This window comes from Vibrio halioticoli NBRC 102217 (genome assembly GCF_000496695.1).
Lineage (GTDB): Bacteria > Pseudomonadota > Gammaproteobacteria > Enterobacterales > Vibrionaceae > Vibrio > Vibrio halioticoli.
Genome location: NZ_BAUJ01000004.1, coordinates 100670 through 122891, shown reverse-complemented (window position 1 = coordinate 122891; position 22222 = coordinate 100670). Strand labels below are relative to the sequence as shown.

Here is a 22222-nt window from a genome sequence, read left to right as displayed (position 1 = left end):
TGGAAGTGCGTTTTGTAACACATTTTTTAGCCACGTCTTATTGTTTTCATGACAAGAATTAGCGATAACCCAATAAAAAAGGAGGCTTAAAAAAGCCTCCTTTGTGTCTATTTATAGAGAATGGTTATCCGTTGTTACGAATCCACTCATCCATATCTGTTTTCAAGTTATCAGATTTAGTACCAAAGATAGCTTGAACACCACCAGATACTACGACTACACCCGCCGCACCTAGATGTTTCAGTTTTTCTTGGTCAACATTATCAGTATCAGCTACAGCAACACGTAAACGTGTGATACATGCGTCTAAGCCTGTAATGTTGTTTTTGCCACCAAACGCGGCAACTAACTCACCAGCAAGTTCACTACCAGTGAAGGTTGTACCTTCTTCTTCAGTTTCGTCTTCACGGCCCGGAGTTTTAAGGTCCATAGCCAAAATTACTGTGCGGAATACAAAGTAGTAAATAGCAGCATAACCAATACCAACGGCAACCATTAGTCCCATTTTCTGAGCATTACCAGAAAGAACAATGAAATCAATCAAACCATGAGAGAACGAAGTTCCGTGAACAAAGCCAAGAGTGTTAGACACTACGTATGCAGAACCTGCTAGCAAAGCGTGGATTCCGTACAATACTGGCGCTACAAACAAGAATGAAAACTCGATTGGTTCAGTAATACCTGTTAGGAAAGAAGTTAAAGCCGCAGACAACATGATGCCCATTACTTTAGTTCTGTTCTCTGGCTTAGCACAATGTGCCATAGCGATTGCTGCTGCTGGCAAACCAAACATTTTGAACATGTAACCGCCAGCAAGTTGACCAAAGCCATTACCCGCTGCACGAGAAGCATCATCTGCTACCAAGTAACAAGTCAAAATACCATGTTGGACTTCACCCGATGTATTCACACAGTTACCAGCTTCAAAGAAGAATGGAACGTTCCATACGTGGTGTAAACCAAATGGAATTAATGAACGTTCGATAACGCCGTAGATACCAAATGCCAATTGTGGGTTTTGGTTAGCCGCCCAATGTGAGAACCATGAGATACCGTGACCAATCGGAGGCCATACGAAAGAAAGCACAATACCCATACCAATGGCTGTAAAGCCTGTGATAATTGGCACGGCACGTTTACCGGCAAAGAAACCAAGGTATTCTGGAAGTTGGATTCTGTAAAAACGATTAAATGCCCAAGCCGATACTGCACCCACTAAGATGCCGCCCAGTACCCCGGTATCGATTTTACTAACACCCATAACGTCAGACATTACGCTTAACGTCGCTGTCATGATGCCATAGCCAACAATTGCAGCTAGACCTGCAACACCGTCATTATCTGTAAAGCCAAGTGCAACGCCTACTGCGAACAGTAAAGCCATTTGACCAAATACTGAGCCACCCGCTTGCTCCATTAATGAAGAAACAACGTCTGGGATGAAGCTCAAGTCGGCTGCACCTACACCAAGTAGAATACCTGCAACTGGAAGTACTGATACTGGCAGCATCAATGACTTGCCGACTTTCTGCAAGCTAGCAAAAAGGTTTTTAAACATGTTTATGCTCCTGAAATTTATTAGTATTTTTAAGGTCTATCGACTTACCCCCGCAGCCAACATGATAGACCTTGTATTAAAAACGTAACCGAATCCGATTATATTTTTCGTCTCTAAATATATAGCTATGCCTGTTAAGTTTCTTTACCTCACAAAATGCAAGTTGCTAAAAGTGGCTATAGATCACACTTAGCCCCATTGTAAATTCGTCATAAAAATTAACGTAAAACATTGAATTAATGAATAAAAACTTAATTTGCGCTTAAAAATCTTTTCTCTGTCCGCTGAATATCACTTATTTTTTAAATAGAAATTAACCTATCCCTTCTCTGTGACATAGATTTTCAACACAAAACATAACTAACAACATAATTGGTAAATAGGTACCAATCACGCTAGAAAAATAAACACGTGGTGTAGAATTCAATAAAAACTAATTTAGCGACTCAAAAAAAGATCTGCAAAATTCTGTGTTGTTGCACTAGCAACTTCTCCCAAAGATATCCCTTTTAGCTGAGCAATGTAGCTTGCCACTTCAACAACATATGCAGGCTGATTTTCATTTCCCCTATGTGGAACGGGCGCCAAATAAGGTGAGTCAGTTTCAATAAGCAAACGTTCGAGAGGTAAAGCCTTTACCACTTCTTTTAGTTCCGTTGCTTGGCGAAACGTAACGATGCCTGAGATAGAAATATAAAATCCCAAGTCCATTGCAGCTTCGGCAAAAGCGCGATCTTCGGTGAAGCAATGAATCACTCCACCACAGCGTTCCGCATTTCCCTGTTTGAGTATAGACAAAGTCTCAGAACGAGCCAGTCTAGTGTGAATAATCAATGGCTTATTTACATCTACAGCCAATTCTACCTGCTGCTCAAATCGTTCAATCTGTAACGCTTTGGTCTCGGGTTTGTAGTGGAAATCTAAGCCTGTTTCACCGATGGCGACGACTTTGTCATGTTTTGCAAATGAGGCCAGCTGTTGGTAATCAAAATCACTCTCTACATCTAACGGATGAACCCCAGCTGAAGCATGTACTTGCGAAAATGGTGCAATAAGCTCCATCATTTTTGGGAAGGCTTCTAACGTCACGCCAACGGAGAGTAATTGCTTAACGTTAGCTTGTTCAGCTTTTGCTATCACATCAGCAACACTGGTATGCAAATCTTGATAATTCAATTTATCAAGATGACAATGGGAATCTACAAACATATAACACCTATAAAAAAACGCGCATTAAGCGCGCTACAAACCTTGATTAACGAACCGCTCGATGAAGCTATGACATCTTGGTTTCAATTAACCACTGACTTAATAATAACTCTTGATTTAAACCTGTGTGTACGGTCAATTGCTCAGTAAGCTCTGCCAAGCGGCGAGACATATCAAAGGTTTTCTGATAATCCACAATGGATTGTAATCGCTTTAATCCTGTGTGACTGTCAACTGTCGCTTGTGTCACAAAGAAGCTTTTCTGCAGCTCAATTAACGCAAGAGAGAGACGGTTAAGTTTAATTAAAGTCTCGGTTGCACATGCATCTACAAACGCTTTAGGCAATGCAAACTCTTGCTCTAAAAAATCGGCAAGTGCCTCAATTGTGGCATCAAACTCGATATCCTGCCCTTTCTCGATAAATTCTTTTAACGTTAATGGCGCACCTAAACAGACCTGATAATGAAGTTCCGGAACTTTACTTATATTGTTATCAGCTAACCATGACAGATAATTGTTGAGATCGGGTGTGGGAATATGCCATAGCTGACAACGACTTTTAATGGTGGGTAACAATCGATGAGCCGCGTGGCTTCTTAAAATAAATACACAACTTTCAGGAGGCGTTTCTAACGTTTTAAGTAAAGCATTCATCGCTTGTTCAGTCATTGCTTCCGCAGGTTGAATCACAATGACCCTTTTACCTCCCAATTGCGAAGACTCTAGTGCAGAGCGATTCCCCTCTCGGATCTGGTCTACCGAAATAGAGCTTTTGCCTTCCAGTGGCATAATTCGATGAAAGTCAGGATGAGTATCGGCTTGGAAAAGCTCACAGCTGTGACAAAAACCACACGCTTCGGCATCGCTGTTTTTACACAACTGTACTTTAACGAGTTCATTGATAATTGACTCTTCACCTAAACCTTTAGTTGCACTAAAGAGCAAAGCGCCGGGCAATACCCTTTGTTCTAAACTCGATTGCAGCTGATTCCACGTTGCTTGCAACCAAGGGTATTGAACATTATTCATCGCTACTATTTTCCTAACCACTGCTGAAGAGCTGATTCGATATCTGAGGCTACTTGCTCAATGTCTTGGCCTGCATTAATCACGATAATTGTATCGTCGCTAGCCGCTAGTTCTAAATAACGAGCACGGGCACGTTCAAAAAATGAAATGTCCATTTTTTCAATGCGATCAAGCTCACCACGGCCTCGTGCGCGCTCTAAACCTAAGCTAGGTTCAATATCCATGTACAAGGTTAAATCGGGCTTAAACTCACCCAAACTGATCTGTTTGAGTGACTGCATGGTGTCAGCCGAAATTTGACGACCGCCACCTTGATAGGCTTGTGAAGAGAGATCGTGACGATCGCCGACTACCCAATGCCCTTGTGATAACGCAGGTTTAATAACCGTTTCAACTAACTGCACACGCGCACCATAAATAAGCAGCAATTCAGTAATGTCTTGCAACTGCTCTGACTCATGCTCTTCTTTTACCAAAGCGCGCATTTTTTCAGCAAGAGGCGTTCCGCCCGGCTCTCTAGTAGACACAATATCTTGAATGCCTGAGGCTGCAAGTTGAGACATGATCTTAGAAATTGCGGTGCTTTTACCTGCGCCTTCTAAACCCTCAACCACGATGAATTTACCTTGCTTCATTATTTTCGAGCCCTTAATTTTCTTAAATACGCTTGTACGGCGCGATTATGATCTCTGAGATTTTTGGAAAACACATGCCCGCCATGACCACTCGCTACAAAATAAAGATACTTACTGTCATCAGGGTTAACTGCTGCTGCAATCGCTTCTTCACCAACCATAGCAATAGGCGTTGGCGTCAGGCCGTAAATGGTATAAGTGTTGTATGGGGTTGGTCGTTGTAAATCTCGCTTACGAATATTGCCTTGGTATTTATCACCCATGCCATAAATTACCGTTGGGTCGGTTTGTAAACGCATGCCTATTTTTAGACGATTAACAAACACGGACGACACTAATGGACGCTCTTCAGGCACTGCGGTTTCTTTTTCGATAATAGAAGCCAAGGTCAACGCTTGATACGCTGTTTTTAATGGCAGGTTATCTTGACGTTTCGCCCAATATTCATTTAACACTTTGTTTAATTGGTTATGCGCGCGTCTCATCACATCAAGATCAGACATGCCCACGGTATAACGATAAGTCTCGGCTAAAAATAGCCCTTCGAGCTTTTCTCTATCAATATTTAACGCCTGAGCAATCTCGGCCTCGCTCATATCTTTAGTGCTGTGAACTAAGTGCGGCGCTCGATCAAACTGCCCTCTCCACTCTTTAAAGGTGCTACCTTCAACAAATGTGATGCTAAATTCGGCTTGTGAGCCATTGACTAGACTCACCAGAGCTTGCTGTAGGGTTAGATTAGGCCCAATTTCAAAGGTGCCTGCTTTTACTTTGGTCAGTTCAGGATGAGCGCGACTGGCTAAGCGTGAAAACTCACTTGGCTGCACCCAGTCATTATTCTCTAATCGGCGTAATAATGAATTAAATGAAGTGCCAGGTTTGATAGTGATTAACGTTGGCTCCTCTATCTGTAGTGGCTGATTCATATAGCTAGTCAGTTGATTCCATACATAAAACAGACCACCACCGGCTAACACAACCAACAATACACATAGGGTTATAATTTTTTTAAGCACTATTTATCCTCTCCTGGAAATCGCGAGTCATTATACCGATTGGAAAACATTTATGGGTGATTTTTATGATTGGAGCCACACCTAATAGAGAATTACACATAAACACCTCGTCGGCGTCTAATAGTTGTGCAACAGTCATGCTTTTTATGACAACAGGAATGTCACGTTGCGCAGCATCTTCTAATATCCAGCGTCTTGCTACTCCCGCAACACCACAAAGCTCGATACTCGGTGTATACAAAACCCCTTTTGATACCCAAAACAGATTCGCCATAGTAGTTTCTACAACATGCTCATTGAGATCAAGCACGATACCATCAACATAACCTTGCGCTTCAATATCCGCTTTCAGTAAGACCTGTTCCAAACGATTATTGTGTTTGTGACCCGCAAGCAGTGGATTCAGGCCAAGTTTATGTTGAGCAAGCCCTAACTCAATGCCTTGCTGCTGCCAGTTTTGATAATGCATAGGATAGACAAATTCACTAATGGTCACATGCGACGCATCAACACCTTTTGGGCTATAACCTCGCCCACCACAGCCACGGCTTACATGCAGTTTTATTCCGGCAATACCTTTATCAATTGCAGCATTTTCTACCCATTGACGGACCAAGTTCCAGTCTGGCTGAGTAATTTGTAACAAAGTTAAACACGCTTGCATTCTGTCGACATGCGCCGTCCAATGTTGCGGTTTTCCATCTAAGGTTCGAATGGTAGTAAAACCGCCATCACCGTAATTGAAGCTTCTATCACTTGCCAAAATCGTGTCTTTTTCGACGCCATTTATCCAATACATGCTTGATTCCAAAGATGACCGACAATAAAAAAGGCCAGAGCCAGTTTCGATTGAAACTGAGTCTGACCCAAACTATTTTAACTCACAACTTTGAGGTTGCTAGGTTAATTAGATCTTTTTGAAGATCAATGAACCGTTAGTGCCACCAAAACCGAATGAGTTACATAGAGCATATTCCATCTCTACATCTTGAGCTACGTTTGGCACTAAGTTAATACCCAGAGCTTCTGCGCGCTCGTCAATCTCATCAAGGTTGATTGTAGGCGGAACTTTCTGGTCGCGAAGCGCCAATGCCGTAATGATAGCTTCAACTGAACCTGCCGCACCTAATAGGTGACCGATCATAGATTTAGTAGAAGATACACGTACTTGAGCTGCACCTGCATCACCTAACGCGCGTTTCACGCCTTTAAGTTCTGCTACGTCACCTGCTGGTGTCGATGTGCCGTGTGCATTGATGTAGCCAATTTGCTCACCTGTCACACCTGCATCACGCATAGCGGCTTCCATTGCTAGAGCGCCACCTGAGCCATCTTCACTTGGAGAGGTCATGTGATACGCATCACCACTCATGCCGAAGCCAACAAGTTCACAATAGATATCAGCACCACGAGCTTTCGCTGATTCGTACTCTTCAAGTACCATGATGCCCGCGCCATCACCTAATACAAAACCATCACGATCTTTGTCCCAAGGACGAGAAGCGGCTTGAGGGTTTTCATTGTTAGTTGATAGAGCTTTCGCTGCACCAAAACCTGCGATGCCCATTGGAGTTGACGCTTTTTCAGAGCCACCTGCAACCATTGCATCTGCATCACCGTATGCAATCATACGAGCCGCATGGCCAATATTGTGCAAACCTGTAGTACAGGCGGTAGAGATAGCAATGTTAGGACCACGAAGGCCACGCATAATAGAAAGATTACCTGCAACCATATTTACAATGGTTGACGGAACGAAAAATGGACTCACTCGACGTGGACCTTTTGCGTTCATAGTATGAATACCGTTTTCAATCAGACCTAAACCACCGATACCTGAACCAATTGCTACGCCTACGCGACTGCAATTTTCGTCAGTGATTTCTAGGCCAGAATCATCTAGAGCTTGGATACCTGCTGCGATACCGTATTGGATAAACAAATCCATTTTACGAGCATCTTTTTTAGACATGTACTCTTCGCAGTTAAAGTCTTTGATAAGACCTGCAAAGCGTGTTGAAAATTCGGTGGTGTCAAAGTGTTCGATATTCGAGATACCGCTTTGACCTGATAGCAGGGCTTTCCAAGAAGATTCTACGGTGTTGCCGACCGGTGACAACATACCCATGCCAGTGACAACTACACGACGCTTGGACACGATTTTTACTCCGGGGTTAGATTAATGAGAGATGGAAATACAACGATAAGGAAGCTGTAAAGAATCAGGCGGTCAAAGAAATTAACCGCCTGAGAAGAGAATTACTGAGCGCTAGTTACGTAATCGATAGCAGCTTGAACAGTAGTGATTTTCTCTGCTTCTTCGTCAGGAATCTCTGTGTCGAATTCTTCTTCTAGAGCCATTACTAGCTCAACAGTGTCAAGAGAGTCAGCACCAAGATCGTCAACGAAAGATGCTTCGTTCTTAACTTCAGCTTCATCAACACCTAGTTGTTCAATGATGATTTTTTTTACACGTTCTTCAAGATTGCTCATTTTTTATTTCCTATACATAAGTCGCTGAATGCGATGTTTTGCGTAGTTTATTCAAAAGGTAAAAAGTTGCAAGGGCATCCTTGCTGGTCGAACCACAATTTTTTAATTTACCCGATTTTAATGGCACTTTTGACTTATATCACGTCAAATAATGCACAAAATTACACCATGTACATGCCGCCATTGACGTGTAATGTTTCACCTGTTATATACGCGGCGTCTGGAGAGGCAAGAAATGCCACAGCAGCTGCGATTTCACGAGGATCACCTAAACGACCAGCAGGAACAGACGACAGTGTTGCCGCACGTTGCTCATCATTTAGTGCTTTTGTCATATCAGTTTCGATAAAACCTGGTGCTACAGTATTGACTGTTACTCCGCGAGAAGCAACCTCACGCGCCATAGACTTAGTAAAACCAATTACACCAGCTTTAGCTGCTGCATAGTTTGTCTGTCCAGCGTTGCCCATAGTGCCAACAACTGAACCTACGTTTATGATTCTACCGCATCTTTTCTTCATCATGCCACGTAGAACGGCTTTAGACAAACGGAAGATTGAAGTCAGATTGGTATCCATGATATCAGTCCACTCATCATCTTTCATTCGCATTAGCAAATTGTCACGAGTGATACCTGCGTTATTCACTAGGATATCAAGAGGACCAAAGTCAGTCGTAATCTGTTTTAGCACTGTTTCAATAGAGGCTGGGTCTGTTACATTTAGTGCCAATCCCTTACCATTTTCACCTAAGTACTCACTGATAGCTGCCGCACCGTTTTCACTCGTTGCTGTGCCGATAACCGTTGCACCGCGAGCTACTAGCGTCTCAGCAATAGCGCGGCCAATACCACGGCTAGCACCAGTCACTAATGCGATCTTTCCTTCAAGGTTCATTATTTATTGTCTCCGTTAAGAATCTTATTTCGCAGCTTCTAGTGATGCTGTGTCATTCACTGCTGCAGCCGTTAGGCTTTTCACGATACGTTTAGTCAAACCCGTTAGAACTTTACCTGGGCCCAACTCAAAGAGTTTCTCTACGCCTTGCTCATGCATGCTCACCACGCCTTCAGTCCAACGTACTGGGCAATAGAGTTGACGTACAAGCGCGTCTTTAATTTTTGCAGGATCCGTTTCAGCAGCAACATCAACGTTGTTGATCACAGGTAGTGTTGGAGCATTAAATTCAAGATCTTTAAGCGCTTCAGCCAAACGATCCGCCGCCGGCTTCATCAGTGCACAGTGCGAAGGTACTGACACAGGTAAAGGCAATGCACGTTTCGCGCCCGCTTCTTTACACAATGCGCCCGCACGCTCTACCGCCGCTTTATTACCCGCGATAACCACTTGACCTGGTGAGTTGAAGTTTACTGGAGAAACCACTTCGCCTTGCGCCGCTTCTTCACACGCTTTTGCGATAGCGTCATCTGCTAGGCCGATAATCGCGTACATTGCGCCTGTACCAGCAGGTACTGCTTCTTGCATCAATTGACCGCGTAGTTCAACCAGTTTAATCGCTTGTTTGAAATCGATTACGCCCGCACAAACTAAAGCTGAGTATTCACCTAAGCTGTGGCCTGCAACCAGTTCAGGAGTAGCAAGACCTTGCTCATTCCATACGCGCCAGATCGCAACAGATGCGGCTAGCAATGCAGGTTGAGTGCGGTGAGTTTGGTTTAAATCTTCTGCTGGGCCATCTTGAATCAGTGCCCATAGGTCGTAACCTAAGACTTCTGATGCTTCAGCAAAGGTTTGTTTAACAACATCAAATTGCTCGCCAAGATCGGCCAACATGCCAAGGCTTTGAGAGCCTTGACCTGGAAATACGATTGCAAACTTGCTCATAATTCGTCCTAAATATTGAAAAAGAAGTGCAGTTGCACTTCTTTAAATTAATCATGTGCGCTTTTATCAGAACCTAACTAGCGCTGAACCCCAAGTGAAACCACCACCAAAGGCTTCTAGCAACATCAACTGGCCACGCTTAATTCGGCCATCGCGTACAGCCTCATCGAGTGCTGTCGGTACCGTAGCGGCTGAAGTGTTGCCATGACGGTCAAGGGTTACCACCACTTGATCCATCGGCATTGACAGTTTTTTGGCTGTCGCAGAGATGATTCTTAGGTTGGCCTGATGCGGCACTAGCCAATCTAAATCTTGTTTCTCAAGGTTATTGGCTTTCAACGTATCGGTAACTAAACGAGAAAGCTGAGTGACTGCCACCTTAAATACTTCGTTGCCCGTCATGTGCAGCCATTTATCGACTTCCCCACCACGAACTGGCATTTCAAGGCTCAGTAATTCACCGTAACGACCATCCGCGCCAAGATGCGTAGATAGGATGCCTTGTTCTTCACTGGCACCTAATACTACCGCACCTGCACCGTCACCAAATAAGATAACGGTTGAGCGATCAATTTCATCTACTGATTTTGATAGAGCGTCAGCACCGATAACCAAAATGTTTTTACACATTCCAGAACGGATATGCTGGTCAGCTACTGACAACGCATACACGAAGCCAGTACATGCTGCCGCTATATCAAAAGCAGCACAGCCAGGAACATCGAGCATTCCTTGAATTTGACACGCAGATGATGGGAAGGCATGGCTACCACTGGTAGTGGCAACAATAATAAGATCAAGATCGGCTTTATCAATACCTGCCATCTCAATCGCATTTTTTGCTGCAATAAAGCCCATATCAGCAACGGATTCATCCGGTGCTGAAATACGACGCTCTTTAATACCAGTACGAGCTACAATCCACTCGTCGTCGGTATCAACCATTTTTTCTAGATCTGCATTGGTGCGCACTTGAGAAGGCAGATAGCTGCCTGTGCCTAATATTTTGCTATACATGAAGACTAATTTTGCCTCTCGAGTAAAACGGTTTCCAAACGGTCACTTATACGACTGGGTACTTGACGTTTGACCTCGTGAACTGCCTCTATGATTGCATTGATGATAGCAGTTTTATCCGCACTTCCGTGACTTTTAATGACAATGCCGCGCAATCCTAACAAACTTGCCCCGTTATACTGGTCGGGGTTCAGTTGTTTTAGCTCAGAAAACAGTTCAGAGAAAATAATTTTTGATATCCAAGCTCTAAACTTGGATGCCAGCATATGATGTTTTAACCTATCTAGGAATAGATTGGCTACCCCTTCAGATGCTTTTAAACAGACATTGCCGACAAATCCATCGCAGACAACAACATCGGCTTCATCTTGTAATAGCTGATCTGCTTCAATAAATCCAATGTAATTAATAGATTCTGTTTGTTGCAGTAATTCAGCGCAATCTTTTACCAGATCATTCCCTTTAATATCTTCTTCACCGACATTTAAAATCGCCACTCGCGGTGAACGATGTAAATGCTCTTCGGCCAAAGCCGCACCCATCACTGCAAACTGAAACAAAGTGTTAGCGTTGACCGAGACATTCGCCCCAAGATCAAGTAGCCATACTTTTTCGCCGTTGCGTGTTGGCAATGCAGAAACCAGTGCAGGTCGTTCTATACCCGGCAAAAGTTTTAGGCGATAGCGAGATAATCCCATTAATGCACCCGTATTTCCGCCACTGACACAGGCTTGTGCGGTCTGCTCTTCAACCAGATCGATTGCGCGACGCATAGAGGTGCCTGCGCTACGGCGCATTACAGATGAGGGTTTATCGGTGTCTGCAATCACTTTATCGGTATGTTCGATGTGAATGCGTGCATTGGGGTAAAATCCCAATGTTGAGAGGTGGGGAATGAGGACGGATTCGTCACCCACTAAAATAACTTTTAGCTCTGGAAAAATAGACAATGCCTGCACGGCGGCAGGCACTGTAATATGGGGACCGAAATCCCCACCCATTGCATCCAGTGCAACGGTAATCGTTCGCAAAAAGTAACCTTACTTGTTGATTACTTTTTTGCCACGGTAGTAACCTTCAGCAGTCACGTTGTGACGTAGGTGAGTTTCACCTGAAGTTGCGTCTACAGATAGTGCAGCTGTAGTTAGCGCATCGTGTGAACGACGCATGCCACGCATTGAACGTGATTTCTTGCTCTTTTGTACGGCCATTGACCCTACTCCTTTGTCTTTGCTTTTAAGCTTTTTAAAACTTCGAACGGGTTTGGTTTCTCTTCCTCAATTTCTTCAGGAATGTCACCAAAAACCAAGTTATGTGTATTTACGCTACATTCAGATACATCATGCATTGCTACTTGAGGTAAGTTTAGAAGGAACTCGTCTTCAACTAACTGTATGAGATCGCATTCACCGTACTCGTTCAGATCTACCAAATCGTACTCTTCCGGGGCTTCCTCTTCGGTCTTTTCGCCCTTATTAGGGGTATAGACGAATTGGACTTCACAATAATGTGTGAAGTTCTCATTGCAGCGTTGACACTCTAAATCGACTTCGACGTTAGCTTTACCAGAGATAACGACCAATCGTTGTTCATCTAAGTCAAATGACAATGTGACTTCTGCGTTGCGTTTTACGCCTTCGACCGACTCGGCCAAGCGCTTGAGCAGACTGACTTGGATGATGCCATCATAGTCTAGTCGTTTCTGAGCTGCTTTACTCGGGTCAACCGTTCGCGGTATTTTTACCTTTTGCATAGGGCGCGAATATTATCTCTCAAATCAAATTTAGTCAAAGGAAAACAGAAAAAACTTACTCAATTTTTGTACGTCGATTATTCTATGCCAAACAATCTAAACATCGAACTGGAATTCATGAACGAATATCAAATTGTCTTAGCCTCGACATCCCCTTATCGAGCAGAGATTCTGCGTAAACTATCGGTTTCTTTTATACAAGTCAGCCCTGACTTTGACGAAACGGCTCTAGACAATGAATTGCCTGAGCAGCTTGTCGCAAGACTGGCTGAAGGAAAAGCCAAATCTTGCTCTCTTCCTGATGGTCAGCACCTCGTGATTGGTTCTGACCAAGTTTGTGTGGTTAATGGTCGCATTGCAGGTAAACCGCATACCAAAGCAGGTGCGATACAACAGCTCACAGAGCAAAGCGGCCAAACCATTACATTTTATACTGGACTTGCGCTGTACAACACTAAAAATAGTCGTACTCAAGTCATTGTCGATACTTTTAACGTGCACTTTAAAACGTTGTCAGAGACTCAAATCAAACGTTACGTTGAAATAGAGCAACCATTAAATTGTGCCGGCAGCTTTAAAAGCGAAGGCTTAGGTATCGCTCTATTTCGTGCATTAGAGGGTAAAGACCCTAACACCCTCATTGGTTTGCCACTCATCGAGCTTATCGACTTGCTAGAAAATGAAGGCGTCTCTGTTTTAGGATAACGGTGTTAGGTTAACGGCTAATTTAAATTAATCGCGACTTTACACACATTACGACACTCGCAGTTTTTCGATCGCACGCGTTAGTTTACCTTCCATTGGTGCCGAGATATCCATCTCTTCTTCTGTACCTGGGTGGGTAAACTTAATGTTAGCCGCATGTAAGAATAAGCGATCTAGCCCTACTTTAGCGGTAAATGCATCAAAACGGCGGTCGCCATAACGATCATCCCAAGCAATTGGGTGGCCAGTATATTGAACGTGCACACGAATTTGATGGGTACGGCCAGTAATTGGGCTCGCTTGAATTAAAGTCGAGTTATTCAACTTTTCAATCACTTTAAAGCGCGTTTCTGACGGCTTACCGTTCGGATTTACCCGCACAATACTGTTTACTTCATTTTTAAGAAGCGGCGCAGTCACTTTACGAATGCTGTTCTTCCACTCACCCATCACCAAGGCAAAATAATACTTTTGCACGGTTTTCTCGCGAAACTGGGCTTGTAGATGGCGCAGTGCCGAGCGTTTCTTGGCCACTAATAAAATACCGGAGGTATCTCTATCAATGCGATGCACCAGTTCTAAAAATCTCGCATCCGGTCTTAATGCTCGTAACGCTTCAATCGCGCCAAACTTCAAACCACTGCCACCGTGCACTGCAGTACCCGAGGGTTTATTTAAAATAAGCAGATGATCATCTTCATATAAGATGCAGTGCTCAAGCTCTGATACTTTATTAAGTTTAGTACTTAAGGCTGGCGTCTCTTCAGTGGCAGGAATCGTCACTGGCGGAATTCGCACAACATCGCCTGCCTGAAGTTTGTATTCGGCTTTGATACGCTTTTTATTCACGCGCACTTCACCCTTACGTATAATTCGGTAAACCATACTCTTAGGGATTGCTTTTAATTGATTGCGCAGAAAATTATCGATGCGCTGTCCGGCCATGTCAGAATCTATCTCAACAAACTGGACTGGGGTTCTTATTTCACTCATTTGCCTAGTGTAACATTCTAAAGTGTTCTAAATCACATCTTTCTACTCTGCACTGGATAAATTGGCTATGACGTGCATTCGCGGTTAGATAATTGAAAAACCTGTGTACAACATGACACCGTCACAGTTTTGTCATTTTTACTCACATTAATTAAATCTAATATAATCATACGATTAGCTATTTCAGCTTGGTGTTTTTTAGTTTTTTTTCTATCCTTTATCTGTTTGTCGATTGCTGTGCATTAGTGACACTGTTATAGTTCGTCAATCAATATGTTCCCTTGGTTATTTTTTACACTTTACTAAGGCGCAAATTGACAAGAAATGAAAGTTGATTGTTCATTACTCCGTGCTGCGTAAGGCATAAGACATTGATTCTGAACAAGCATGTCGCACAACTTTTACCTATCGATGCAGAGTTCGACTGCAAATTTTTCGCAGATCACCTTTTACTGAAGAGTAAAATGTGATGGCTAAAGTGTCCCCGAGCATCCCTTCCAGCCGTGAGGCTGCACCGATCGACCATGGGATCAGGCACCATCGATAGAAACAATTGCGACAATCACAAATAAAATAATCAGAGAAAAAACGACGAGAATTCGAATGAAAAGAATGTTAATTAACGCAACTCAAAAAGAAGAGTTGCGCGTCGCCCTCGTTGATGGACAGCAACTGTTTGATTTAGATATCGAAAGTCCTGGCCACGAATCAAAGAAGGCGAATATCTACAAAGGACGTATCACTCGCATTGAGCCAAGCTTAGAAGCAGCATTTGTTGACTATGGCGCAGAACGACACGGATTCCTCCCTCTTAAAGAAGTAGCACGCGATTACTTTCCTGCAGGCTACACATACCAAGGTCGTCCAAGCATTAAAGAAGTGCTTAAAGAAGGCCAAGAAGTTATTGTTCAAGTTGAGAAAGAAGAACGTGGTAATAAGGGCGCCGCTCTTACTACCTTTATCTCTCTTGCGGGTAGCTACCTAGTATTAATGCCTAATAACCCAAGAGCCGGCGGTATTTCACGTCGTATCGAAGGTGATGAACGCACCCAACTTAAAGCGGCACTAAGCACTTTAGAGCTACCACAAGGTATGGGTTTAATTGTTCGTACAGCCGGTGTTGGTAAAAGCGCTGAAGAACTTGAGTGGGACTTAAATGTTCTACTTAATCACTGGAGAGCAGTAAAAGAAGCGGCTGATGCAAATCAAGCGCCTTTCCTTATCCATCAAGAAAGTAACGTTATCGTTCGTGCTATTCGTGACTACTTACGTCGCGATATTGGCGAGATCCTGATCGACAGCAACACTATTTTTGAACGTGCTCAAGCACACATTCAATTGGTACGCCCAGACTTCGTTAATCGTGTTAAAAAATACGACGGTGAAGTGCCTCTATTTAGCCACTACCAAATTGAAACTCAAATCGACTCTGCGTTCCAACGCGAAGTACGCTTACCTTCTGGTGGCTCAATCGTTATTGACCCAACAGAAGCACTGACTTCTATCGATATCAACTCTGCTCGTGCAACAAAAGGCAGTGACATCGAAGAAACCGCACTTAATACTAACCTAGAAGCAGCCGATGAAATTGCTCGTCAGCTACGTCTACGTGACCTTGGTGGTCTAGTGGTTATCGACTTTATCGATATGACACCAGTTCGTCACCAACGTGAAGTTGAAAACCGCATCCGTGAAGCCGCTCGTTTAGACCGTGCCCGCGTACAAATTGGTCGCATTTCACGATTTGGTCTGCTAGAAATGTCTCGCCAACGCTTGAGCCCGTCTCTTGCTGAAGCTAGCCACCATATTTGTCCACGCTGTTCAGGTACCGGCGTTGTTCGTGATAACGAATCTCTAGCGCTATCTGTTCTTCGTCTAATCGAAGAAGAAGCACTAAAAGACAATACCGCGCAAGTACTGGCGGTTGTGCCTGTGCCTATCGCCTCTTACTTACTCAACGAAAAACGCCGCAGCGTCAATCATATTGAGCGTAGCCAAGAAGTTAAGGTGCTTATCGTACCTAACTCAGATATGGAAACGCCTCACTACGAAATCGTTCGCGTTCGTGAAGGTGAAGAACAAAGCCTACTTTCATACCTATTGCCTAAAAAGCTAGATGCAATGAAAGAAGCGGAAGCTCGCGAAGCGGGTGAAGTAGAAGTTGCGCCAAAACGCATCGAAGAACCTGTACTACAAGGTTTTGCTTCTCCAACACAATCTGCAGCGCCAGCACCTCAAGCGGCTCCAGTTGCAGCAGCGGCTAAGCCGACTCCGTCAGCACCAAAAGCGCCTGGTTTGTTCTCTCGTATCTTCGCTGCTATCGGTAAATTCTTTAGTTCAGAAGAAGTAAAAGAAGAACCAGTAGTAGAAGAAAAACCGAAACCACAACGTCGCGATCGCAACGACAGCCGTCGTCGCAACAATCGTGATAATCGCCGCAGAAATAACAACCGCTCTAATCGTAACAACACAGAGCGTGATGAAACTGCGACTGATAAGCCTAATTCAACGTCTACTCAGCAAGAAGCGCCTCGTAAAGAGAACAAGCGTAAACCTCGTAAAGAGAGAAAGACACCGAATAAGGTTGAAGAACAAGGCAAGAAAATCGCTGAGCAAGCTCAGAAAGAGCCTGAAGCTGCGTCTAAGAGCGAAAAAGAAACTAAGACAAGTCAGGTTAAACAACGTCGCCAACGTCGTCAGATGAAAAAACAAGTGCGCGTTAAAGACCAACAAGCTGAAGCAAACCAACAAAACGTTGATGTCGCTAAAGCGCCTAAGCCTGTAGCTGAAAAACCAGCCAAGAAACAACAACCGAAAGGTCAAGTTTCTACTGAAACAGCAGCAACTGAACAAGCTGACAAGTCTGAACAAAACGAAGCGCCACAACAACGTCGCAATCGTCGCTCACCTCGTCACCTACGTGCCAGTGGACAACGTCGTCGTCGCGGTCGCGATCGCAGACCTAATCCGTTCCGTCTACGTAAAGGTGGTGTTGCCTCTCCTGAGATGGCAATGGGCAAAGTTATGCCAAAATATGACTTACCTAAGCCTAAGAGAAAGCCACGTGTAGCTGAAGAAGTTATCGCTACGGGTATCACCAGTGGTGTTGCTTTCCCTGAAATGTCGATGGGTAAAGTGATCATCATGAAAGCAGCGCCAACGGTTACTGAGCAGCCTGTTATTGAGCAACCGGTTATTGAACAACCTATTGCGAAAACAGAAGCGGTAGCAGCACCAGAAGTTGTCGTAGCACAAGCGGTAGTGACTGAAACCGTTACAGCTCCACAAGCTGAAGTGAAAGCGGTTGAAACGCAAAACGTTGAAGCACCTGCAGTACCACCAGTTGTTAACGAAGCTGTTGAGCCACAACCTGCGCCAGCCACTAATGAAGTTGCTGAAGCTAAAGCGGTTGAAGCTGTTTCTAACGAGACGCCAGTGAGTGAAAGCAGTGTTAGTGAAGCACTAGTTGTAGAGCCTGCGCCGGCTAAAGCTGAACCTGTTGCGGCCGTTGAGCCTCAAGCGGCAAAAGCAAGCTTTAAAGGCCACGCTCAGTCAGGTATGACTAGCGCACCTGGCCCACAGCAACTACAGGAAATTACGGTTAATGCCGCAAACTTCCGTAGCGAGCGCTTTGAAGGTCGTGCAGCGGGTAGTCAAGCAGCAACGCATCAAGCTTCTGCTGGTACCACTAAGCCTAGCTTCTAGTCCACGTAAAATGTAAACCGAGAGCCAGCCATTAGGTTGGCTCTTTTTTTATATCTAGATAACACAAGATATGCATCTTGCACCTTATCTCTTGATTGCACTTCAACGGTGTTTCCGTTAGGATTCGCCGACTAAACAATAATTGTAAGAAGAAATGAATTCATATGTTTGAATCTCCTCAATTTTCAACCACCAGCGTCAAAAATGACGTTCTGTCAGGACTGACCGTTGCACTGGCCTTGGTTCCCGAAGCGGTCGCGTTTGCCTTTGTTGCCGGAGTTGACCCTATGGTCGGCCTATACGCTGCCTTCATCGTCGGTTTAATTACCTCTATTTTTGGTGGTCGTCCGGGAATGATTTCTGGCGCAACCGGCGCAATGGCTGTGGTTATGGTCAGTTTAGTCGCCGTACATGGCGTGCAATATCTGTTTGCGACCATTATGTTGACCGGTATTCTGCAAATATTAGCTGGCGTATTTAAGCTGGGTAAGTTTATTCGCATCGTGCCGCATCCGGTAATGATTGGCTTTGTAAACGGTTTGGCGATTGTTATCTTCCTTGCTCAGCTTGGGCAATTCAAAGCCCCTGATGTTGCAGGAGTAATGACTTGGCTTCCTAGCGACCAAATGGCCGTTATGTTTGCCCTGATTGCGCTGACTATGGCTATCATCTATTTTCTGCCGAAGTTTACAACGGCCATCCCCTCGTCATTGGTTGCTATTGTCACCGTTACTCTTATTGTTCACTTTTTCGGATTAGACACTCGCACCGTAGTTGATTTCTTACGTGCCATGTCGGGAGATTCAAACGCCACCTTAGCGGGGTCATTACCAACCTTCTCCATTCCACAAGTGCCACTCTCTCTTGAAACGTTAAAAATCATCCTGCCATACGCGATTATTTTAGCGGCTATTGGATTAATTGAATCACTACTGACTCTGACAGTACTCGATGAAATGACCAACACCCGCGGTAAGAGTAACCGTGAATGTGTCGGTCAAGGTATTGCTAACCTAAGCTGTTCGGTATTTGGCGCTATGGGTGGCTGCGCCATGATTGGTCAATCTATGATCAACATAAACTCTGGTGGTCGTGGACGACTGTCTGGGATTGTGGCGGCGCTTGCGCTACTGATGTTCATCTTGTTTACCTCGGGTCTTATTGAAATGATCCCACTCGCCGCACTGGTTGGAGTCATGTTCATGGTAGTTATTGGCACTTTTGAATGGGCAACCTTTAAACTGGCTCGTCGCGTACCAAAACAAGATTTCTTTGTCATTATCCTAGTGACTGTAGTGACGGTACTGACCGACCTTGCAGTTGCGGTGGCGGTGGGCGTTATTGCCTCAGCACTGATGTTTGCATGGCAACACGCTAAGCACATCTACGCAAGCAGCCAGCTAAACGAAGAAGGCTCTAAGGTCTACCAAATCCACGGCCCTGTCTTCTTTGGCTCGGTAGCTAACTTCCTAGAGCTATTTGACGCTAAGAATGACCCTGAGGATGTGATTGTCGATTTTGCGGATTCTCGCGTGACCGATCACTCGGCTATCGAAGCTATCGAAACCCTTGCCGAGCGCTACAACGCCGAAGGTAAAACCTTACACCTTCGTCACCTAAGCCAAGATTGTCGTGCACTATTAGACAAAGCAGGCAGCCTAGTTGAAATTAACGTTAAGGAAGATCCTAGCTACAAAGTCGCCACCGATGTGCTTGCGGGTTAGTCTTATTTAAAGTTATAAAGACAAAAAAATGCCACTCATTTTAAATGAGTGGCATTTTTAGTTTATCAATTTAGCGTTTTATCTGTGCTTGATTAAGCGCCTTTAGGTGGCACAAATGCATCAAGCCCTAACACCTTACCTTTGTATTTTTCAATACGCACTAAAGATGAGTTCGCAGCACAACCGTTTGCAAGGCGTGATGTCGGAATATCACTAGTTAGAACGTTAGCCCCACCATTTCGACAAATACCTGTTTCAGGATCAAGATCTGGCCAACCACCTTCGTGAATACACACTGAACCTGGCTTAATACCATCAGAGACTAACGCCCCTACTAATACTTCACCTCTATCATTGTAAGCTCTAACTAAGTCACCTGTTTTAATGCCCATAACTTTTGCATCTTCGGTGTTAATAGAGATTGGTTCACGATTGGCAATGGCATATTCATCGCGCAATTTAGCGTAGTTAAACTGACTATGTAGACGATGAGCGGCGTGTGCAGTCATTAGCTGAAGCTCGCCTTTCTTAGCTGAGCCGATAAACTCAGTAGGTGCCATCCATGTTGGATGTGGAGGACAATCCTCGTAGCCATAACCTTCAATGGTTTTTGAGAATATTTCTATTTTACCACTTGGCGTACCTAATGGGTTCATGATCGGATCTTTACGGAAATCGGCATGACGAACAAAACCTGCCGCATCTTTATTAAATCGCATTTCGATCAGTTCATTAGTGTCCCAGAAGCGCCCAAAGTTTGGCATACGTATACGTGCTGCACGTCCTGCTTTTTGCGCTGTATCATAAAACTCTTTCAGCCAATCCATTTCTGATTTACCTTCGGTGTAGACATCACGGCCACCCGCTTTAAGTAACTCAGCCATATCAGCAAACACATCAAAGTCATTACGCGCTTCACCTTGCGCTTCTACGACTTTTTTCATTGGTACTAGATGTTGATTCGAATAATCACCAGTCATCGTCATATCGTTGCGTTCAAACGAAGTCGTAATTGGCAACACAATGTCTGCATGCTTCGCAGCAGCAGTCCAATAGATTTCAGAAATAACAACAAGTTCAGGCTTATTCCACGCTTTGATCAAGCGATTAGTATCTTGGTGATGAGTGAAGTTGCCCCCACCAGCCCACCAAATCATCTTGATATCAGGGAAGGTTTTATCATGGCCATTATGTTGATACTTGCCACCTGGATTTTCTAACGCTTCTACAATTCTCGCAACTGGGAATGAATTTACCGCTCCCGATACAGCCCAATCATTACCTGCTGATGAGCCACCACCAATGGATGCCGAAATTGCTGGCAAAATGGCAGCATCACGAGTTGGATTACCACCATTTGAGTAATGATAAGAGAAACCAAAACCACCGCCTGGAAGGCCAATTTGGCCAAGCATTGCAGATAGTGTGGCAATCATCCAGTGTCTTTGTTCGCCGTATTGCTGACGTTGAATACCCCATCCAGCCATTAACATGGTGCGATTTTTAGAGAAAATATCCGCTAGAACTTCAATCTGCTTAGCTGGTACGCCAGAAATATTGGCCGCCCATTCAGCGGTTTTTTCTTCACCATCTTCTTTACCAAGTAAATACGCCTCAAACTTATCGTAGCCTGTGGTGTATTTATCTAGGAATGCCTTATCGTGTTTGTTGTTTTTCACTAATGTGTGGGCAATACCCATCAATAACGCCACGTCAGTCAATGGATGAGGAGCTATCCATTGCACCTTATCACCAAAGAAATCGATGGTTTCTGAGCGCATTGGGTCAATAGCAATAATGGTTTTTCCTGAACTTTTTAACTGATTAAAAAACTCTAGCCCTGAACAATCCGTTGAACTCCATGCAATCTTAAGTGTGTTTAAAGGGTTCATACCCCAAAGCACCACAACGTCACTGTGTTCCATAACAACAGGATAAGTTGTTTGTTGCTCATACACTTCAATAGAGCCCATAACATGCGGCATGATAACTTGAGCGGCACCGGTTGAGTAATCACCTAAGTGACCCGAGTATCCACCAGCCATGCTCATATAACGTTGTAACAAGGTTTGAGCCTTGTGTAACACACCAGACGAACGCCAACCATAAGAACCCGCAAAAATGGCTTCAGGGCTGTTTTCTTTACGAATACGCATGTGTTGTTCATGGATAAGTTTATATGCTTCATCCCACGAAACCTTCACAAACTCATCACTGCCGCGACTCCCTTTTGGCGCAGTCGGATTTTCTAGATAGCCTTTGCGCACTACTGGGTGTGTAATTCTTGCTTGGGTATGAACCTGATCTGGACCCGTTGTTTGCAAGCTATTTGCAACTGTCTGTGCCAATGCGTTAGTAGAAGAGATCAACTTCCCATCTTGTACTTTACATAGCATTGGTCCCATGCGACCTGCAGTAAGAATTCCAGAACCCTTCTTCGACGCTGCATTAACAGATAATGGCGCAAATGAAGTAAATGCGGCTGCTCCAGCAACCATCCCAGAGCCTTTTAAAAAGCCCCTACGGGTGATGTTTGTCAT

At 44.3% G+C, this 22222-nt stretch carries 19 protein-coding genes; 3 read left to right on the top strand and 16 right to left on the bottom strand.

Annotation, left to right across the window (positions count from 1 at the left end):
• Positions 1-124: 124 nt before the first annotated feature.
• The 14 genes from ptsG to yceD all read right to left on the bottom strand — a co-directional run bounded on the left by ptsG (position 125) and on the right by yceD (position 12555).
• A complete protein-coding gene (gene ptsG / locus VHA01S_RS02110; protein WP_023402695.1) occupies positions 125-1558 on the bottom strand; it encodes a PTS glucose transporter subunit IIBC in 1434 nt (477 codons plus the stop codon).
• A 438-nt stretch (positions 1559-1996) separates the two neighbouring features.
• Positions 1997-2767 (bottom strand): TatD family hydrolase, encoded by a 771-nt coding sequence (locus VHA01S_RS02105; RefSeq protein WP_023402694.1) that lies wholly within the window; start codon positions 2765-2767, stop codon positions 1997-1999.
• A 67-nt stretch (positions 2768-2834) separates the two neighbouring features.
• A complete protein-coding gene (gene holB / locus VHA01S_RS02100; RefSeq protein ID WP_023402693.1) occupies positions 2835-3797 on the bottom strand; it encodes a DNA polymerase III subunit delta' in 963 nt (320 codons plus the stop codon).
• 5 nt (positions 3798-3802) lie between these two features.
• Positions 3803-4432 (bottom strand): dTMP kinase, encoded by a 630-nt coding sequence (tmk, locus tag VHA01S_RS02095; protein ID WP_023402692.1) that lies wholly within the window; start codon positions 4430-4432, stop codon positions 3803-3805.
• Positions 4432-5448, bottom strand: a complete 1017-nt coding sequence (gene mltG / locus VHA01S_RS02090; RefSeq protein WP_023402691.1) for an endolytic transglycosylase MltG — start codon at positions 5446-5448, stop codon at positions 4432-4434. The genes tmk and mltG overlap by 1 nt, the downstream gene beginning before the upstream one ends.
• The gene (gene pabC, locus VHA01S_RS02085) at positions 5441-6247 is read right to left on the bottom strand and encodes an aminodeoxychorismate lyase (protein ID WP_023402690.1); all 807 of its coding nucleotides are present in this window, start codon (positions 6245-6247) and stop codon (positions 5441-5443) included. Before pabC ends, mltG begins: the two co-directional genes overlap by 8 nt.
• Positions 6248-6355: 108 nt before the next feature.
• Positions 6356-7606 carry a beta-ketoacyl-ACP synthase II gene (gene fabF / locus VHA01S_RS02080; RefSeq protein ID WP_023402689.1) on the bottom strand — a complete coding sequence of 417 codons (1251 nt, stop codon included), beginning with the start codon at positions 7604-7606 and terminating at the stop codon, positions 6356-6358.
• A 101-nt stretch (positions 7607-7707) separates the two neighbouring features.
• Positions 7708-7941, bottom strand: a complete 234-nt coding sequence (gene acpP / locus VHA01S_RS02075) for an acyl carrier protein (RefSeq protein WP_017051317.1) — start codon at positions 7939-7941, stop codon at positions 7708-7710.
• A gap of 161 nt (positions 7942-8102) precedes the next feature.
• Entirely contained in the window at positions 8103-8837 is a 735-nt protein-coding gene (fabG, locus tag VHA01S_RS02070) for a 3-oxoacyl-ACP reductase FabG (protein WP_023402688.1), read from the bottom strand.
• 24 nt (positions 8838-8861) lie between these two features.
• Entirely contained in the window at positions 8862-9785 is a 924-nt protein-coding gene (gene fabD, locus VHA01S_RS02065; RefSeq protein WP_023402687.1) for an ACP S-malonyltransferase, read from the bottom strand.
• Positions 9786-9851: 66 nt separating this feature from the next.
• Positions 9852-10802, bottom strand: a complete 951-nt coding sequence (locus VHA01S_RS02060) for a beta-ketoacyl-ACP synthase III (protein WP_023402686.1) — start codon at positions 10800-10802, stop codon at positions 9852-9854.
• A 5-nt stretch (positions 10803-10807) separates the two neighbouring features.
• Positions 10808-11833, bottom strand: a complete 1026-nt coding sequence (gene plsX, locus VHA01S_RS02055) for a phosphate acyltransferase PlsX (RefSeq protein ID WP_023402685.1) — start codon at positions 11831-11833, stop codon at positions 10808-10810.
• 9 nt (positions 11834-11842) lie between these two features.
• Entirely contained in the window at positions 11843-12013 is a 171-nt protein-coding gene (gene rpmF / locus VHA01S_RS02050; RefSeq protein ID WP_004414666.1) for a 50S ribosomal protein L32, read from the bottom strand.
• Positions 12014-12018: 5 nt separating this feature from the next.
• Positions 12019-12555 (bottom strand): 23S rRNA accumulation protein YceD, encoded by a 537-nt coding sequence (gene yceD / locus VHA01S_RS02045; protein WP_023402684.1) that lies wholly within the window; start codon positions 12553-12555, stop codon positions 12019-12021.
• Between the two features lie 117 nt (positions 12556-12672).
• Between yceD and VHA01S_RS02040 the strand changes: the two genes are divergently transcribed.
• A complete protein-coding gene (locus VHA01S_RS02040) occupies positions 12673-13260 on the top strand; it encodes a Maf family protein (protein WP_039970001.1) in 588 nt (195 codons plus the stop codon).
• Between the two features lie 48 nt (positions 13261-13308).
• Here the strand turns inward: VHA01S_RS02040 and rluC are convergent, their stop codons facing one another.
• Complete coding sequence (gene rluC / locus VHA01S_RS02035; RefSeq protein ID WP_023402682.1) at positions 13309-14253, bottom strand: 23S rRNA pseudouridine(955/2504/2580) synthase RluC; 945 nt, start codon at positions 14251-14253, stop codon at positions 13309-13311.
• Positions 14254-14856: 603 nt separating this feature from the next.
• On the opposite strand from rluC, the gene rne reads away from it, so the two are divergent.
• Positions 14857-17958 carry a ribonuclease E gene (gene rne / locus VHA01S_RS02030; RefSeq protein WP_023402681.1) on the top strand — a complete coding sequence of 1034 codons (3102 nt, stop codon included), beginning with the start codon at positions 14857-14859 and terminating at the stop codon, positions 17956-17958.
• 164 nt (positions 17959-18122) lie between these two features.
• Positions 18123-19682, top strand: a complete 1560-nt coding sequence (locus tag VHA01S_RS02025) for a SulP family inorganic anion transporter (RefSeq protein ID WP_023402680.1) — start codon at positions 18123-18125, stop codon at positions 19680-19682.
• A 92-nt stretch (positions 19683-19774) separates the two neighbouring features.
• Here the strand turns inward: VHA01S_RS02025 and VHA01S_RS02020 are convergent, their stop codons facing one another.
• Positions 19775-22222, bottom strand: a complete 2448-nt coding sequence (locus tag VHA01S_RS02020; RefSeq protein ID WP_039969972.1) for a molybdopterin guanine dinucleotide-containing S/N-oxide reductase — start codon at positions 22220-22222, stop codon at positions 19775-19777.

Bases quoted from the DNA above. Each gene is read 5' to 3' on its own strand.
- rluC (WP_023402682.1), bottom strand. From the start codon at position 14,253: ATGAGTGAAATAAGAACCCCAGTCCAGTTTGTTGAGATAGATTCTGAC.
- VHA01S_RS02020 (WP_039969972.1), bottom strand. From the start codon at position 22,222: ATGACAAACATCACCCGTAGGGGCTTTTTAAAAGGCTCTGGGATGGTT.
- VHA01S_RS02105 (WP_023402694.1), bottom strand. From the start codon at position 2,767: ATGTTTGTAGATTCCCATTGTCATCTTGATAAATTGAATTATCAAGAT.
- VHA01S_RS02040 (WP_039970001.1), top strand. From the start codon at position 12,673: ATGAACGAATATCAAATTGTCTTAGCCTCGACATCCCCTTATCGAGCA.
- rne (WP_023402681.1), top strand. From the start codon at position 14,857: ATGAAAAGAATGTTAATTAACGCAACTCAAAAAGAAGAGTTGCGCGTC.
- fabG (WP_023402688.1), bottom strand. From the start codon at position 8,837: ATGAACCTTGAAGGAAAGATCGCATTAGTGACTGGTGCTAGCCGTGGT.
- VHA01S_RS02060 (WP_023402686.1), bottom strand. From the start codon at position 10,802: ATGTATAGCAAAATATTAGGCACAGGCAGCTATCTGCCTTCTCAAGTG.
- tmk (WP_023402692.1), bottom strand. From the start codon at position 4,432: ATGAAGCAAGGTAAATTCATCGTGGTTGAGGGTTTAGAAGGCGCAGGT.
- acpP (WP_017051317.1), bottom strand. From the start codon at position 7,941: ATGAGCAATCTTGAAGAACGTGTAAAAAAAATCATCATTGAACAACTA.
- ptsG (WP_023402695.1), bottom strand. From the start codon at position 1,558: ATGTTTAAAAACCTTTTTGCTAGCTTGCAGAAAGTCGGCAAGTCATTG.
- yceD (WP_023402684.1), bottom strand. From the start codon at position 12,555: ATGCAAAAGGTAAAAATACCGCGAACGGTTGACCCGAGTAAAGCAGCT.
- pabC (WP_023402690.1), bottom strand. From the start codon at position 6,247: ATGTATTGGATAAATGGCGTCGAAAAAGACACGATTTTGGCAAGTGAT.
- rpmF (WP_004414666.1), bottom strand. From the start codon at position 12,013: ATGGCCGTACAAAAGAGCAAGAAATCACGTTCAATGCGTGGCATGCGT.
- holB (WP_023402693.1), bottom strand. From the start codon at position 3,797: ATGAATAATGTTCAATACCCTTGGTTGCAAGCAACGTGGAATCAGCTG.
- VHA01S_RS02025 (WP_023402680.1), top strand. From the start codon at position 18,123: ATGTTTGAATCTCCTCAATTTTCAACCACCAGCGTCAAAAATGACGTT.
- fabD (WP_023402687.1), bottom strand. From the start codon at position 9,785: ATGAGCAAGTTTGCAATCGTATTTCCAGGTCAAGGCTCTCAAAGCCTT.